Raw genomic sequence first — 15,256 nt, 5'->3', positions numbered from 1 at the left:
ATTTTCTGGTGGAAATGACGAGATGGATACACCCGTTCCCATACCGAACACGGCAGTTAAGCATCTCAGTGCTGATAATACTTGGCTGGACACGGCCCGGGAAAGTAAGTCTCTGCCAGATTTATATCAAGACCTCAAGTTCAAAACTTGAGGTCTTGTTTGTTTTGAGGCGATATATTTTGTTAATCACTTTATTTATCCTTGAGGCTTTTGGTCTTATGTGTTAATAGCGCGAAGGCCTGTTTTATTTCAGAGAAATATTGACACAAAGACTTTTGTCTTATGAGGTTAACAAGCTCAGGGCTTTCTTTGTTTTGCAAGGAAAAGCTGATTTATCTTAATTCTGTAAAAGCATATTCTGATAACGAAATAGAGGCAGTAATCTGAATAGATCCGAGAATTTCAGTTATTCTATAAGTATAAAGAGTCCATTTACAATAAAAGCATTTACAAAGCATTTCATAAGTATTAAAATAAATGCAGTATTTTAACTTTCAGGTATATAAATATAGTAGAATAATTACAGGATATATTGTTCAAAAATTAACAAAGCTGAGGTAGTATAAATGGATAAACAGACAATGGTCAGAAATATAAACAGGATGAAGGCAGAGCAAAATGCCGTAATTGTTGCTCACAGCTATCAGGTGGACGATGTTCAGGAGATAGCCGATATTGTTGGAGACTCCTTTGCACTGAGCCAATATTGTTCAGCAAGCGCTGCTGATACTATAGTTTTTTGTGGAGTGCATTTTATGGCTGAAAGTGCAAAGATACTTTCACCTGAGAAAACCGTGCTGCTGCCTGAAATAAATGCAGGCTGTCCAATGGCAGATATGGTTACAGCCGAAGCCTTGCGTGAAGCCAAGAAAAAATATCCGCAGGCCGCAGTAGTCTGTTATATTAACTCAAGCGCGGAAGTGAAGGCCGAGTGTGACATTTGCTGCACGTCGTCAAATGCCCTGGCTGTCATAAGGTCAATAGACAAGAAGGACATCCTTTTTGTTCCTGACAAGAATTTGGGCAGTTACGTGGCTAAAATGTGCCCTGAGAAGAATATTATTTTTTGGGAAGGTTATTGTATAACACATCATAAAATCAGGAAAAATGAGGTCCTGGCATCAAAAGAGCTTCATCCTGATGCACTGCTTCTGGTTCATCCTGAGTGCCAGCCTGAAATACAGGAATTGGCCGACTATGTTGGCAGTACAAAACAAATTATTGATTATGCTAAAAACTCTGATCATGATAAATTTATAATAGGAACCGAGATGGGTGTTTTGTACCAGCTTAAAAATGATAGTCCTCACAAGACTTTCTATATGATGTCCACAGGTCTCATATGCCCTAATATGAAAAAGACTTCTCTTCAGAGTGTTCATGATGCATTAGCTTTGAAAAGGTACGAAATAAATCTGGAGAAAGATATAATTGAACGTGCGTCACATTCTCTGAGCAGGATGCTGGAGGTGGCAAAATAGGACGCACCAAGGGGTCTTTTGGAGGGACAGTATGGAAGACGATGAGAGAAGGAAAGACATTGAGGTAATTGACAAAGATGTCATTATTATTGGAAGCGGTATAGCAGGGGTTTATACCGCACTTGAAATACCTGAAGGCTGCAGTATCGGTATTATAACCAAGGAAACACTGGATATAAGCAATTCTGTGCTTGCACAGGGGGGAATTGCGGTATCCCTGGATGAGCAGAATGATTCCCCTCAACTGCATTTTAAGGACACGCTTTTTGCAGGAGCAGGACTTTGCAATGACGAAAGCGTGTGGGTGCTTGTTGAAGAAGCGGCTGATAATATTAAGAAGCTATGCAGTATAGGCGTAAACTTTGACAAAAGTGGACAGCAACTGTCTCTTACCAGAGAAGGAGCTCACAGTGTAAATAGGATAATTCATTCTGGAGACACTACCGGTAAGGAGGTATGTGACAAGCTCATTGAGGAGGCTCAAAAGAGAAGCAACATTTCAATGTTCGAAAGGCATTTTGCTGTTGATCTTGTTGTCAGGAATGAGAAATGCATAGGTGTTTTGGTATACGATGAGACAGCAGAAAAAATGAAGCTTTTCACAGCCAGAAATACTGTAATTGCAACCGGGGGCTTTGGCCAGATTTATTCACATACAACAAATCCCGAGGTGGCAACCGGGGATGGAGTGGGCATGTGCCTTAGAGTTGGGGCAGAAGCCATGGACATGGAATTTGTACAGTTCCATCCAACGGTTCTTTATCATCCGAAGGATAAGAGCTTTCTGATTTCAGAGGCGGTTCGCGGCGAAGGGGCAATGCTCAAGAACTCCAGAGGAGAAAGGTTCATGCATAAGTATCATGAACTTGCGGAATTAGCTCCGAGGGATGTTGTTTCCAGGGCAATATTCCAAGAAATGACCATATCGGGCTCTGCAAATGTTTTCCTTGACATTACGTTTAAGAGCCGGGAATACCTTGAAAACAGATTTCCCAATATTTTTAGGACATGCCTGGAATATGGAATAGATATATCCAAGGACTTTATACCTGTGGCTCCGGCAGAACATTACTGCATGGGTGGGATTAAAACCGATGTAAACGGCATGACAAACATAGAAAACCTGTATGCCTGTGGTGAGGTAGCCTGTACCGGAATTCACGGTGCTAACAGGCTTGCAAGCAATTCTTTGCTGGAGGGCTTGGTATTCGGCAGAAAGATTGCCAAAAAGATTTCAGAAACCTCTGGCGCAAACAGCCTGACCCAGGAAGAAACAGACATGCAGACGAATTTCAGCCTGAACAGGGATAGCGACACAGTTCTTAAAGATATGAAGGAAGAAATACAAACTACCATGACCAAATACGTGGGAATAATCAGGAATGAGCAAGGACTTGCCACAGCGAAAGAAATACTGAATGGAATACATTTAAGATTTTTGGATATATGGGGCTTTAGTCTTGTCAAACTGGAGGTTGCCAACATGCTGACTGTTGCAAACCTTGTAATAGAAGCTGCTCTTGAAAGGAAAGAGAGCAGGGGAGCCCATTTCAGATCAGATTTTGACAAACCGGATGACGTCAACTGGAAAAGGAATATTGTTAAAGTACTGGGCTGAAAGGTACGACAAATAATAAAACTTTGTGGAGGTTATGATGAAAATGGATAAAATTTATTTACATGATATAGTAATGAATGCATTGAAAGAAGATATGCCACTGGGCGATGTTACTACCGATAATATAATCAGTGAGGGAGATAGCTCAAAAGCGGAATTCCTTGCCAAGCAGGATGCCGTAATAGCAGGATTGGATGTTGCAAAGCATGTTTTTGAGGTATTGGATAGCAGCGTAAAATTTACAGCACATATAAAAGATGGGGACAGGGTAAAAAAAGGAGATACAATTGCAACGGTAACCGGGCCTACCAGAGCTCTTTTAAAGGGTGAGAGAACAGCGCTTAATTTCCTGCAAAGGCTTTCTGCAATTGCAACTGTTACCAACAGATATGCCATGAAAGTAAAGGAGCTGCCTGTTAAAATTGCAGATACCAGAAAGACAACTCCCGGGTTAAGGCTTCTGGAGAAATATGCCGTAAATGCCGGAGGTGGTTCAAACCACAGATTTTCTCTATCAGACGGAGTTTTGATAAAGGATAATCATATTGCCGCTGCAGGAGGCATAACAAATGCAGTCAACAGGGTGAGGGCCAGCATACCGCATACCGTCAAAATCGAGGTGGAGGTAGAGTCTCTGGAAGAGGTTCAGGAAGCACTGGCATGCAGGGCAGACATTATCATGCTGGATAACATGTCAAATGAAAAGATGGCGGAGGCAGTGCAGCTAATCAATAAAAGGGCATTGGTTGAAGCTTCGGGAAATATAACGGAGGAAACTATCTATGAAGTGGCCCGCACAGGGGTGGATATTATTTCTGTAGGCAAGCTGACTCACTCTGCTAACTCCGTGGATATAAGCATGAATATTGAATAAGCTGCCAAATATGAGGCGGACATTTATTCGGTCTGCCGGGAAACGCAAATAGAAAAATCTTTTTTTAAGGACTGTGGATATAAATCATGTTATCCACAGTTTTTTTAAGTTATTCACAATTCCTTTTTCGACAAATCACAAAATGCTGTGAAATAAAGGGCTTCAGCCATCGGGACAAGGTTAATGTTATCCACATGATGAGTAAAAAATGTGAATAATTAAGAGGGTATACCTCATGGAATTTAATCTGAAAACTGGGGTACAAAATATTGTTGTGTTTTTAAATTACATAAGCATATATAGTAGGACAGTGCTTGTAAGAGAAAAATTTGTATGTGAATATTGTGGATAGCATGAAAACAATTACCTTAATATTTTTTATATAAGGAGAGAAAATACAATTGTACGCTAAAATATTTCATGGCATAAAAAGCGTATTAAAAAGAGAAGATAGCCGAAGGCATATCTTTGATGAAAAGTTAATACGCAGTGGAATGCCTAAAAAGGAGGCACTAACTATGAGTAGACATCAGAGTATCATGTCAGAAGCCCTCAAAGAGGAAATTGCCAAAGAGCTAGGAGTCTACAACAAAGTTTCAGCAGAGGGCTGGGGATCAGTTTCTTCAAGAGATTGCGGAAGCATGGTCAAAAAGGCAATTGAAATGGCTGAAAGAAGTGTCAACCGGTAACCGGGTAGTTTAGCGTCATTTAGGGGCTGGCAGCAGACCTGGTTTGCTGCCTCCCCATTACATACAATTCTCCTGTTTTACATCTGTTGCTTTTCAAAGTAAATTCATTTATTATTAAGTTATAGAGAGCTGTTTACAGGAGGGGAAAGTTTTGAAAAACGCACTTTTTGTATATAATCCTATTTCCGGAGGTCATAAGGTCCCAAGTGAACTGGACTACATACTGGGCACTTTTCAAAAAAAAGGAGTGCTTGTACAGCCGTACAGGCTTATTGATGCAAATAACGAGTATCTTGTAAGTGCATTGAAATCCGGGATATACGATTTTGTAATTGCTTCCGGCGGAGACGGGACTATAAATTTTGTTGCCAACATCCTTCTGGACAACGATATAAAAATGCCCATAGGAGTCATACCCTCCGGTACCTGTAATGATTTTGCCAAGTGTCTGGGGATAAATTCCCTTAACGAAAGCTTAAGCATCATTCTTCAGGGAAAAACTCTTTTGTGTGATGTAGGGCTTATTAATAACTCCCATTATTTTTTGAGTACTTTTGCCGGAGGAAATTTTGTAGATGTCTCTTTTAATACGAACAGCGAGCTTAAGAAAAATTTCGGCCCCCTGGCGTATTATCTTAAGGGCTTGTCAGAGGTTGCAAATATAAAAAGCTTTGATTTAAAGGTTACTGCGGATGAACACATAATCGAAGGAAAGTTTTTATTGTTCCTGATTGTTAACGGCAAGCAGGCTGCGGGCTTTCCAAACCTGTTGAACGACGCGGATTTTACCGACGGGTACATGGACATAATCCTTGTTAAAAAATGTTCCAATATAAATTTGGCAAGTATCTTTTTCAAGGTATTGAGCAAGGAGTCTGTCAACGATAAGAATGTCATTATTCTCAAGGCCAAAAAATGTGAGCTTGTAAGCAAATCCCCAATAGCTCTTACAGTTGACGGTGAAAAGTCGGAATTATTTCCGGCGGAGATTGAATTTAAGAATAAGCTTTTGGAGGTTTTTGTGCCGCAAGGAATCTATGAACTCAACAAATAAGTAAAAAATTTGTTGATAAAAATTAATATCCGGTAATTCTCCAGTGTATTTATATAACCGGCATTATGAGAGTTTTATCTCATGATGCCGGTTTTTTGCGGAAACTCAATACTAATACATCTTATGCTTGCCGTCTTCAAAGGCAACCAACAACTGATTCCTTCCGTTTACCAATGTCTTTCTTACATAATAGCCGTTTTTTGAAAGAATATCATAAACCTTGTCGGCTTGATGAAAGTAATTGTTGCCGATATCCAGAATGAGTGTTTCTCCAGGCTTAAGCCTGTCCTGTACAAGTTCAAGGGTATTCTTATCGTTCAGGCTTTCAAAATTGATTATATTGTTTTGGAGATCCATAGCATGCACCTCTTTTAAGTATTTTTTACATGACATATGAAATATTATTTACACTATATTATTTACATTTATCAGTGAAATTATTTTACTAATTATTTTTTAATGCTTTGTATAAATATTTCATTTTTTGGCTAATATAATATTGACCTCACAAAATACATTTTGACCCCCTTTACATGGTTAGTCGATGGCGACTAACCTATTTTTTTTCTTGTAATTTACCAGCCAATTGGTGATAATAAAGGAGGTGTTAAAAATATATTTTATGTTCGGAACAGTCAGAATAATAAAAAGCCTGGATAGGACATATCCACAGCGGAAATGGGGATTTCATATGAATATTGCAAGTTTAATAGATCATACAGCTCTGAAGCCTGATACCACAAAAGCCCAGATAGAGCAACTATGCAGTGAGGCGCTGGAGTATGGTTTTGCATCGGTATGTGTCAACCCGTGTTATGTCAGCTTGTGCAGCCAGCTCTTAAAAGACAGCAAGGTCAAGGTATGTACGGTTATCGGATTCCCCCTGGGGGCTGCTACAACCGCTGTTAAGGCTGCCGAGGCTGCCGAGGCCATATGCAATGGAGCTCAGGAAGTAGACATGGTAATAAATGTAGGTGCCGTAAAGTCAGGTGATGAATTATATGTTAAAAAGGATATAGAAGCTGTGGTGCAGGAGGCAAAAGGGAAAGCACTTGTCAAGGTGATACTTGAAACCTGCCTGCTCAATGAGGAAGAGAAGAAGCTCTGCTGCCGGATATGCAAGGAGGCGGGAGCTGATTTTGTCAAGACATCAACCGGCTTTAGCTCAGGCGGGGCGACGGTTGAAGATATAAGGCTCATGAGGGGGATTGTGAAGCCCGGGCTGGGAGTAAAGGCATCCGGTGGCATCCGTGACTATGAAACTGCCAAGGCGATGATAGAAGCGGGAGCCAGCAGAATCGGCGCAAGTGCGTCAATAGCTATAGCAACCAGGGAAAAAAATATTGGAAGCGGATACTGAAAACAAAGGTGGCAAAGCCACTTTCCCGGACAATAAAAAATGTCCCCGGGGCTACAGCCACAGGGACATTTTTTTGAATACTCCTATTGTGAAAGGGAAAAATTCATGAAGCTATTTTACTTCACCTTTCCATAAGCCGTGAATATTGCAGTATGCATAAACTTCGGCGTTTTTCTTGTCACTCAGAATAGCCTTGGGGTCATCTCCGGGGAACAGGTTGATTATTTCCAAGCCTTCGTCGCCAACCACAGCCACCCATTCAATATAGTGAACATCTATCATTGGATGTGCCACTGAACCAACTTCAACATTTATACTTCCGTTGCTTCTGAGCGATACCGGAATATGCTTTTCAACAGCCGCCTCGGTTGTATTGGGAACCAGCTTTTCCATTTGCTCTCCACAACAGACAAGTGTTCCTCCGCCACTCTTTATTAATGCAACCATATTTCCACAATGCTTACAGCGGAAAAAAGAAACCTCATTTTTCATATTCAAATCTCCCCTCGTTATTTTTCATGTTCTCTTGCCGGTTTACAATTTTATTAGTTTACCAATCCAGAGATACATTATATACTTTTATCCAAACCTGTTATATTTTATACCCTGATTTTTTGTTATAAAACATAAAAATACCAACAAGCTTAAAATTCGCTGTACATATTGATGTATGGTGACATACGGGGTTATAATCTTTATAATAATCATACCTTGGGAGGCCTGGAGTGAATTACCGGAATATCAGAAGTGCAAGCTTTATTGACAGACCCAACAGATTTATCGCAAAAATTCAACTGGATGGAAGTATTGAATTATGCCATGTGAAGAATACAGGCAGGTGCAGGGAATTATTAACGCCGGGAGCTACAGTATTCGTCCAGGAATTTGATACTTTATCCCGTAAAACCAAATATGATCTCATAGGGGTGATGAAAGGTGAAAGAATGGTTAATATGGACAGCCAGGTGCCCAATAAGGTTTTCCAGGAGTGGATGGCGGCGGGCAACTTCCTGAAGGACATTACCCTGATCAAGCCGGAAGCCAAATTCCGCAACTCCAGGTTTGATTTTTATGTTGAAACAGAAAAGGACAGGATATTCATAGAAGTCAAAGGGGTTACCCTGGAGAAGGACAACATAGTCCTGTTTCCTGATGCCCCCACAGAGAGGGGAGTAAAGCACATCAGGGAGCTGATGGAATGTGTGGACGAAGGGTACAAGGCCTATATAGTGTTCATTATACAGATGAAAGGGGTAAAGTACTTTACTCCGAATTCAGAGACACACGAGGCGTTTGCACACATTATCAGGCTTGCACAGTCAAAAGGGGTAAAGGTTATGGCTTGTGACTGTGATGTTGGAAATGATTATATAACTGTATCAGAAAGAGTAGAGGTGAAGCTGTAATGATTTATGAATATGCGTTAAAGACTGAAAGGCAGAACTTTTATAATATCACGGGCAAGGTAATGGAGTCGGTAACTAAAAGTGGAATTGCAGAGGGTGCTGTTTTAGTGTTTTGTCCCCATACCACCGCGGGAATTACAATAAATGAAAATGCTGATCCCGATGTGGTAAGAGACATGCTGCTGGGGTTGGACAAGGCTTATCCGGACAGGGCGGAATTCAGGCACATGGAGGGTAACAGCTCAGCACACCTGAAAGCCAGTGCCGTGGGGAGCAGCCAATATGTAATAGTTCAAAGCGGCAGACCCGTTCTGGGAACCTGGCAGGGAATTTATTTCTGTGAGTTTGACGGTCCCAGGAACAGAAAGTTCTACGTAAAGGTATTGTAATAGATGTTGATTAAGCTTAAGAGGACTCGGCAGATTTCCGGTCTTATAAGTTATAGGACAAATTACCCACATAAAAGTGTGCATAACAGGCCAGTTTTGTGGATAACATGTTCGAATTGCAGAGGATTATCCACAAAACTCTGTATTTTGTTAATAAACCTGTTGATAATCCAATATATGTGGGGATTTTATGTAGATAAGCAGATAAAATAATCCACACTCAGGTTATATACAACGAGGGTGTATATAATGTTAAAAGGTTGTGGATTATTTTAAAAAATACAAGATTTTATACACAGAATAACTACATTTTGTTGATAACATTGTGGATATCACTATATATATGGGGATTATCTGTTGAAAGCGCAGATTAGGATATCCACATAGCAGAATAAGCAGCAATAGTTATTTCTTGTAGGACGACTTGTTTCCAGCAAGCTTGTTGGTTTGGTTTTGTATTGTCTGAGATACCAGGTTAGTTAGCGGCTGTCCTATGGCCTCTTTATAGTTAAAGCCTAAAAGCTTGAGTATTTTTAAGGTCTCAGCCGACAGTATCTTTTTTATTGTTGAAACAAACTCATTGTCACCTCCGCTGAAGGGAAGAAAGGTTGTTACTATAGGCAGTAATTCTCTGGTAATATACTCAATATCCTGGTCGGAGAGGTCCTGTGTCAGGAACTCCTGCTCATAGCATTTGGTAATCTGGATCAATTCATTTTTGTCTGTAACCAGGTTGTTTATAATTTCTTCAAGCACATTTATGGTCTCTTTATCAACATTTTTCTGCTTTGAGAGATTTATTTTATCATATATGGCTTCAGCGGTGTTCCTTATTGAAACCTCCTTCAACCTGACTGCCAGTTCAGTAACAGGATCAATATTTGCTTCCATTTGAGTCACTCCTTGCTTATCTATAAATAGCAGTATCGCTGAAAATAAAAGTAGTATACATAATTATATGATTTCTGAAAGCGTGATGTTACGCTTTTCAGTAGAACAAAGGTCTTAGCCATCCCGACACTTTTTCAAGGACGGAAAAGGTAGGAATTACAAGGAATGTGTCGTATAATAAAAATGATACAAAAAAAGGGAGGCACATTAATGAAAAAGACAAGTATTTTATTGATTATTATTTTATGTATAGGCTTGGCAGGATGTACTTCAGAGGGGAAGGATGCAACAGGCAGTTCAGAGCAGCTTTCGGAATTGCAGAAAAAAGTAAGTGTGCTGGAAAAAGAGAATATGGAACTTAAGGAGCAAATAGAAAAATTAAAAGGTTCTGATGCCGCCGAGGATACTAAAGCTGTTGCCGGAGAGGTTGCTGATAAACCTGCAGGGCTTAAGGCAGGGGATAAAATAACTACTGACAATATGGAAATAAAGATCAAAAAAGTTGAGTTGACCTATGATGTGCTTCCTGACAAGACGAACGGAGTTTATACCCATTATGCGGCTGATTCAGGTGAGGTATACATTCATGTGGACGTGGATGTAAAGAATCTGCAGAAGCAGGTTTTGCCATGTGATGAGATAATGACGGTGGAAGCCAATTACAACAATGGCTATATCTATGACGCATTTGCAGTGCCCGAGGACAGCCTGACCGGATTTACATATGCGAATATAACTGCAATTGATCCCCTGCAAACAAAAGGCATAAGATATCTTATCAGTTGTCCCCAGGAGGTTGACAAGGAAAAAAATCCATTAGTGCTGACTTTCAAGCTGGATAAGCAGGAATACATGTATACAATAAGATAATAATACACGGCTTGATAAAAACCGGCACCATAAAAGGTGGTGCCGGTTTTTGCATGCCATGACTTTTTACATTAGAGGCTGCTCCGGTGAAAGTCCGGTAAAAAATCATATATGCAAGGTTGCATACAATAGGCGAATTGAGTATAATTAAGATGTACGTACAAGTTGCTTCTTTAGGAGACTACGATGCAAAATAATAGCCAGACTAAATACTACAAGCTTACAGAGTATTTAAAGGAAGAAATATTATTGGGAAGGATAAAGCCGGGAGAACAGATTCCTTCTGAAAACATGCTGACCGAGAAGTTTTCTCTGAGCAGGCACACCGTCAGAAAAGCCATTTCAATCCTTGCCAATGAGGGCTTTATATATACGGAGCATGGACGGGGAACCTACTGCCTTGACAGGAGCAGTACAAGAAATGTATCGCGGAATATAGGAGTAGTCACCACTTATATTTCCGAGTATATTTTTCCCAAGGTTATTCAGGGAATTGACAACGTACTATCCGGCAGCGGATACAGTATCGTGCTGAAGAATACCAACAATGACACGGGCAAGGAAGCTTATTGCCTGGAGGATGTGCTTCAGAAGAACATTGAGGGCCTGATAATAGAGCCTACAAAGAGTGCCCTGGAATTGCGCAATATGAAATATTACGAGGCACTGGACAGGCACGGAATACCGTATATATTTATTCATGGCTATTACCGGCAGCTTGAAAGCAAGCCGCGTGTGCTGCTGGATGATTTAAAGGGAATGTATCTGGCTGTGGCATACCTGATAAAGCTTGGACATAAAAATATTGCAGGAATATTCAAATCTGATGATATACAGGGGCTGGAAAGGCATAGAGGATATGTCGGGGCCCTTAGTGAGGCAGGCTTGCCCTACAACCCGGAACTGGTGGTATGGTTTGGTACGGAGGAGCAGGCGGATAACCCATATTGTGCAATACGGCATATGCTGGAAGGTGAAATTAAGCCTGATGCCATAGCCTGCTACAATGACGTTGTGGCCTTCAGAGTTTTTGAGCTGCTGAACGGCCTGGGGGTCAAAGTCCCTGAGGATATTTCAATTACAGGTTTTGATGACTCCTATATCTCCGAAAGCTGTCCCGTAAAAATTACAAGTGTCAGCCATCCCAAGGAGAGACTGGGTGAGGCTGCCGCACAAATACTGCTGGAAATGCTGAAGAGCAAGGATTATCTGAAAATGCCGGTTCAAAGGGTTATGGAACCTGAGCTTGTCATAAGGGAATCCTGCAGGAAGAGATAAGTTTTATTTATCTACTTGTATGCAGGAGTTTGATGGACAACGTGCATCTGGATGTAGTAAAAATAGCTGTATAAATGATGTGTTCAGAAATGAACATATCATTTATTTATAAAATTATTTATAAGAATGAGGAGGCAATTATGAATAATATTCCAAAGGTCAAACTTGGAGTTGTATCGGTAAGCAGAGACTGTTTCCCGGTGGAATTGAGCGTTGAGAGACGTAAGGCGGTGGTCAGGGCCTGTACGCAGAAGAATCTGGAAATTTTTGAGGCCTGTACTGCAGTTGAGAACGAAAAGGATGTTCTGAAGGCACTGGATGAATTAAAGCAGGCGGAGGTTAATGCGCTTGTTGTTTACCTGGGTAACTTTGGCCCGGAAGGCCCGGAAGCCCTGCTTGCCCAGAAATTTAACGGCCCTGTGATGTTTGCGGCGGCAGCAGAGGAGACTGAGAACAATCTCATAAATGGCCGAGGCGACGCGTACTGCGGTATGTTGAACGCTTCCTACAGTCTTGCTCTTAGGAAATTAAATCCATATATACCTGAGTATCCGGTTGGAACTGCTGATGAAATAGCAGATATGGTAAAGGATTTTGAGAATATCGCAAGAATTTTACTTGGTATTTCCAAGCTGAAAATAATAACCTTCGGGCCAAGACCTCAGGATTTTCTTGCCTGTAATGCGCCAATCAAATCTCTGTTCGATCTTGGCGTAGAGGTTATGGAAAACTCCGAGCTGGATCTCTTTGAAGCCTTTAACAAGCATAAGGATGATCCCAGAATACCAGCATTGATCAAGGAAATGGAACAGGAGCTGGGCGGCGGAAACGGGTACCCCGGAATTCTTCCCAAGCTGGCACAGTATGAGCTGACCCTGAAGGATTGGGCGGAAGCCAATAAGGGAGCCTCAGAATATGTAGTATTCGCAAATAAATGCTGGCCTGCGTTCCAGACACAGTTCGGATTTGTTCCCTGCTATGTAAACTCCAGGCTTGCCTCCATGGGTATACCTGTGGCCTGTGAAACAGACATTTATGGTGCGTTGAGTGAATACATAATCACCTGCGCCACACAGATGCCTGCCACACTCCTGGATATAAACAATTCAGTACCAAAGGATATGTATGACAATAACAGGAAGGAATTTGAAGGCTATTCCCTCACCGACCTGTTCATGGGCTTCCACTGCGGAAACACTCCTGCCTGTCAGATGAAGAACTACTCAATGAAGTATCAGCTTATTATGCGCAGACTGCTGGAACCTGACAAGGAGCCCGATATTTCAAGAGGAACTCTGGAAGGAGCTATCAGACCGGGAGAAATAACCTTTTTCAGGCTTCAGAGCACTGCTGACAGTCAGTTGAAAAGCTATGTCGCAGAGGGAGAAATTATTGACGTTGATCCTAAATCCTTCGGAGGAATAGGAATATTTGCAATTAAGGAAATGGCAAGGTTCTACAGGCACGTTCTCATAGCCAGGAGATATCCTCACCATGGAGGAGTTGCCTTCCAGCACGTGGGCAAGATATTGTTTGCAACAATGAAGCTTTTAGGAGTGGAGGACGTAGCCTTCAATCAGCCTGCAGCCATGCTGTACAAGGATGAAAATCCTTTTAAATAATATAATTTACGGTTTTGACAATTTTGCTCAGGCCCGTTCTGATACTTAAGGGCGGGCTGTTAACAACACAACATTTGGGGAGGGTAAAGCCCAAGAGGGAGAAAAGTAATGAGTCTCGAATACAATAATGCCAGAAGTGCCATTATCAACGGACAGACATCAGTGGGTATAGAGCTGGGGTCAACAAGAATCAAAACGGTTCTTATGGGCGGAGACAATATTGCAATAGCAACAGGCAGCCACGACTGGGAAAACAGCTATATAAACAACATATGGACCTATAGCCTGGAGGATATCTGGAAGGGTGTCCAGAGCAGCTATAATAAAATGTCCCAAAAGGTAAAAGGCGAATATGGACTGGATATCCGGACAACCGGTGCAATCGGGATAAGCGGGATGATGCACGGCTATATGGTTTTTGACAGGAGCGGGGAGCTTTTGACGCCATTTCGCACATGGCGCAATACCATTACCGGCCAGGCCTCCGAAGCCTTAACCCGGCTGTTTGAATATCCCATTCCTCAAAGGTGGAGCATAGCACACCTTTACCAGGCAATACGGAACCGGGAAGAGCACATAGAACATATTGATTTCCTGACAACCCTGGCCGGCTATATCCATTGGAAGCTGACCGGACAAAAGGTCATGGGTATTGGGGAAGCCTCTGGTGTTTTTCCAATCGATACAGGCACTAAAAATTTCAATGAAAATATGATCAGAAAGTTCAACGAGCTGAACAGTGAAAAAAATATTCCATGGCAGCTTGAAAACATTCTGCCAAAAGTACTTGTAGCCGGCACCAGAGCGGGAGAACTGACGGCGGAAGGTGCCCGGCTTTTGGATACCACCGGAAAGCTTCAGCCTGGAATCCCTCTCTGTCCGCCCGAAGGCGATGCAGGTACGGGTATGGTGGCTACCAACAGCGTTGCTGCGCGAACAGGCAACGTATCCGCAGGGACCTCTGTCTTTGCCATGGTGGTTTTGGAGAAGGAGCTCTCCAGAGCTTATTCTGAAATAGACCTGGTTACGACACCCGATGGAAAGCTGGTGGCCATGGCTCATTCAAATAACTGTACCTCGGACTATGATGCCTGGATGGGGCTGTTTACAGAAGCTGTAAAGCTGCTGGGACTTGAGGTTGACAAACCAAGGCTGTATGATACCTTGCTGGGCGCAGCACTTCAGGGAGACCCCGACTGCGGAGGGTTACTGGCCTATGGTTATATCTCAGGTGAGCACATTACCCACTTTGAAGAGGGACGTCCAATGTTTGTCAGAGCCTCAAACAGCAAATTTAACCTGGCTAACTTCATGCGGGTGAATTTATTTACATCGCTGGGTGCCTTGAAAACCGGGCTGAATATCCTTTTGGAAAAGGAAGATGTTAAGATTGATGAAATAATGGGCCATGGCGGATTTTTCAAGGCAAAGGAAGTGGGACAGAAGGTCATGGCTGCCGCTGTCAATGTTCCGGTTTCAGTTATGGAGAGTGCAGGTGAAGGCGGTGCATGGGGAATCGCACTGCTGGCAGCATATATGATTAACAAGGAAGAAAAAGAGCCACTGGAGGATTTTCTGAGGAACAGGGTCTTTGCCGGAACACGCAGGGATAGCATGAAACCTGATCCGGCGGACGTTGAGGGCTTTAATGAATTTATGCAGCGGTATACCCGGGGGCTGGAAATTGAAAGATCGGCAATAGAAAATTTGAAATAGGACAGACT

Annotated in this window: 15 protein-coding genes and 1 rRNA gene; 13 read left to right on the top strand and 3 right to left on the bottom strand. The window is 42.0% G+C overall.

The features are described 5' to 3' along the window. The first annotated feature begins 4 nt into the window (after nucleotides 1-4). From rrf to CLHUN_RS18645, 6 genes are all read left to right on the top strand, one after another. Nucleotides 5-121, top strand: a 5S ribosomal RNA gene (gene rrf, locus CLHUN_RS18670). A 445-nt stretch (nucleotides 122-566) separates the two neighbouring features. Beyond that, nucleotides 567-1,481, top strand: a complete 915-nt coding sequence (gene nadA, locus CLHUN_RS18665) for a quinolinate synthase NadA (protein WP_080066140.1) — start codon at nucleotides 567-569, stop codon at nucleotides 1,479-1,481. A 31-nt stretch (nucleotides 1,482-1,512) separates the two neighbouring features. After that, a complete protein-coding gene (gene nadB, locus CLHUN_RS18660; RefSeq protein ID WP_080066139.1) occupies nucleotides 1,513-3,099 on the top strand; it encodes an L-aspartate oxidase in 1,587 nt (528 codons plus the stop codon). Nucleotides 3,100-3,136: 37 nt separating this feature from the next. Then, entirely contained in the window at nucleotides 3,137-3,973 is an 837-nt protein-coding gene (nadC, locus tag CLHUN_RS18655; protein WP_080066138.1) for a carboxylating nicotinate-nucleotide diphosphorylase, read from the top strand. A 518-nt stretch (nucleotides 3,974-4,491) separates the two neighbouring features. Beyond that, the gene (locus CLHUN_RS18650) at nucleotides 4,492-4,662 is read left to right on the top strand and encodes a small, acid-soluble spore protein, alpha/beta type (protein ID WP_080066137.1); all 171 of its coding nucleotides are present in this window, start codon (nucleotides 4,492-4,494) and stop codon (nucleotides 4,660-4,662) included. A gap of 151 nt (nucleotides 4,663-4,813) precedes the next feature. Beyond that, nucleotides 4,814-5,716, top strand: a complete 903-nt coding sequence (locus CLHUN_RS18645; protein ID WP_080066136.1) for a YegS/Rv2252/BmrU family lipid kinase — start codon at nucleotides 4,814-4,816, stop codon at nucleotides 5,714-5,716. Between the two features lie 111 nt (nucleotides 5,717-5,827). Here CLHUN_RS18645 and CLHUN_RS18640 read toward each other — a convergent pair whose 3' ends face one another. Further along, nucleotides 5,828-6,073, bottom strand: coding sequence for a hypothetical protein (locus CLHUN_RS18640; RefSeq protein ID WP_080066135.1), 246 nt, complete (start codon nucleotides 6,071-6,073; stop codon nucleotides 5,828-5,830). Between the two features lie 334 nt (nucleotides 6,074-6,407). Between CLHUN_RS18640 and deoC the strand changes: the two genes are divergently transcribed. Continuing rightward, on the top strand, nucleotides 6,408-7,076 hold the full coding sequence (gene deoC / locus CLHUN_RS18635; protein ID WP_080066146.1) for a deoxyribose-phosphate aldolase: 669 nt from the start codon (nucleotides 6,408-6,410) through the stop codon (nucleotides 7,074-7,076). Between the two features lie 111 nt (nucleotides 7,077-7,187). On the opposite strand, the gene CLHUN_RS18630 is transcribed toward deoC, so the two are convergent. Continuing rightward, nucleotides 7,188-7,568 carry a desulfoferrodoxin family protein gene (locus tag CLHUN_RS18630; protein ID WP_080066134.1) on the bottom strand — a complete coding sequence of 127 codons (381 nt, stop codon included), beginning with the start codon at nucleotides 7,566-7,568 and terminating at the stop codon, nucleotides 7,188-7,190. A gap of 233 nt (nucleotides 7,569-7,801) precedes the next feature. On the opposite strand from CLHUN_RS18630, the gene sfsA reads away from it, so the two are divergent. Together sfsA and CLHUN_RS18620 are read left to right on the top strand one after the other, a co-directional pair. Further along, complete coding sequence (sfsA, locus tag CLHUN_RS18625) at nucleotides 7,802-8,482, top strand: DNA/RNA nuclease SfsA (RefSeq protein WP_080066133.1); 681 nt, start codon at nucleotides 7,802-7,804, stop codon at nucleotides 8,480-8,482. Then, entirely contained in the window at nucleotides 8,482-8,871 is a 390-nt protein-coding gene (locus tag CLHUN_RS18620) for a secondary thiamine-phosphate synthase enzyme YjbQ (protein WP_080066132.1), read from the top strand. The genes sfsA and CLHUN_RS18620 overlap by 1 nt, the downstream gene beginning before the upstream one ends. Before the next feature lie 405 nt (nucleotides 8,872-9,276). Here CLHUN_RS18620 and CLHUN_RS18615 read toward each other — a convergent pair whose 3' ends face one another. Further along, nucleotides 9,277-9,762 carry a hypothetical protein gene (locus tag CLHUN_RS18615; protein WP_080066131.1) on the bottom strand — a complete coding sequence of 162 codons (486 nt, stop codon included), beginning with the start codon at nucleotides 9,760-9,762 and terminating at the stop codon, nucleotides 9,277-9,279. Nucleotides 9,763-9,972: 210 nt separating this feature from the next. Here CLHUN_RS18615 and CLHUN_RS18610 point away from each other — a divergent pair, with 210 nt between their 5' ends. The 4 genes from CLHUN_RS18610 to CLHUN_RS18595 all read left to right on the top strand — a co-directional run bounded on the left by CLHUN_RS18610 (nucleotide 9,973) and on the right by CLHUN_RS18595 (nucleotide 15,248). Then, the gene (locus CLHUN_RS18610) at nucleotides 9,973-10,632 is read left to right on the top strand and encodes a hypothetical protein (RefSeq protein ID WP_080066130.1); all 660 of its coding nucleotides are present in this window, start codon (nucleotides 9,973-9,975) and stop codon (nucleotides 10,630-10,632) included. 186 nt (nucleotides 10,633-10,818) lie between these two features. Then, on the top strand, nucleotides 10,819-11,910 hold the full coding sequence (locus CLHUN_RS18605) for a GntR family transcriptional regulator (protein ID WP_080066129.1): 1,092 nt from the start codon (nucleotides 10,819-10,821) through the stop codon (nucleotides 11,908-11,910). A 140-nt stretch (nucleotides 11,911-12,050) separates the two neighbouring features. Then, nucleotides 12,051-13,532 (top strand): L-fucose/L-arabinose isomerase family protein, encoded by a 1,482-nt coding sequence (locus CLHUN_RS18600; RefSeq protein WP_080066128.1) that lies wholly within the window; start codon nucleotides 12,051-12,053, stop codon nucleotides 13,530-13,532. Between the two features lie 108 nt (nucleotides 13,533-13,640). Beyond that, entirely contained in the window at nucleotides 13,641-15,248 is a 1,608-nt protein-coding gene (locus CLHUN_RS18595; RefSeq protein ID WP_080066127.1) for a xylulokinase, read from the top strand. The last annotated feature ends 8 nt before the right edge of the window (nucleotides 15,249-15,256 follow it).

This window comes from Ruminiclostridium hungatei (assembly GCF_002051585.1).
GTDB lineage: Bacteria > Bacillota > Clostridia > Acetivibrionales > DSM-1351 > Ruminiclostridium > Ruminiclostridium hungatei.
Note: the sequence above shows the minus strand (reverse complement) of the source record. Positions and strands in the feature narration are given on the sequence as shown.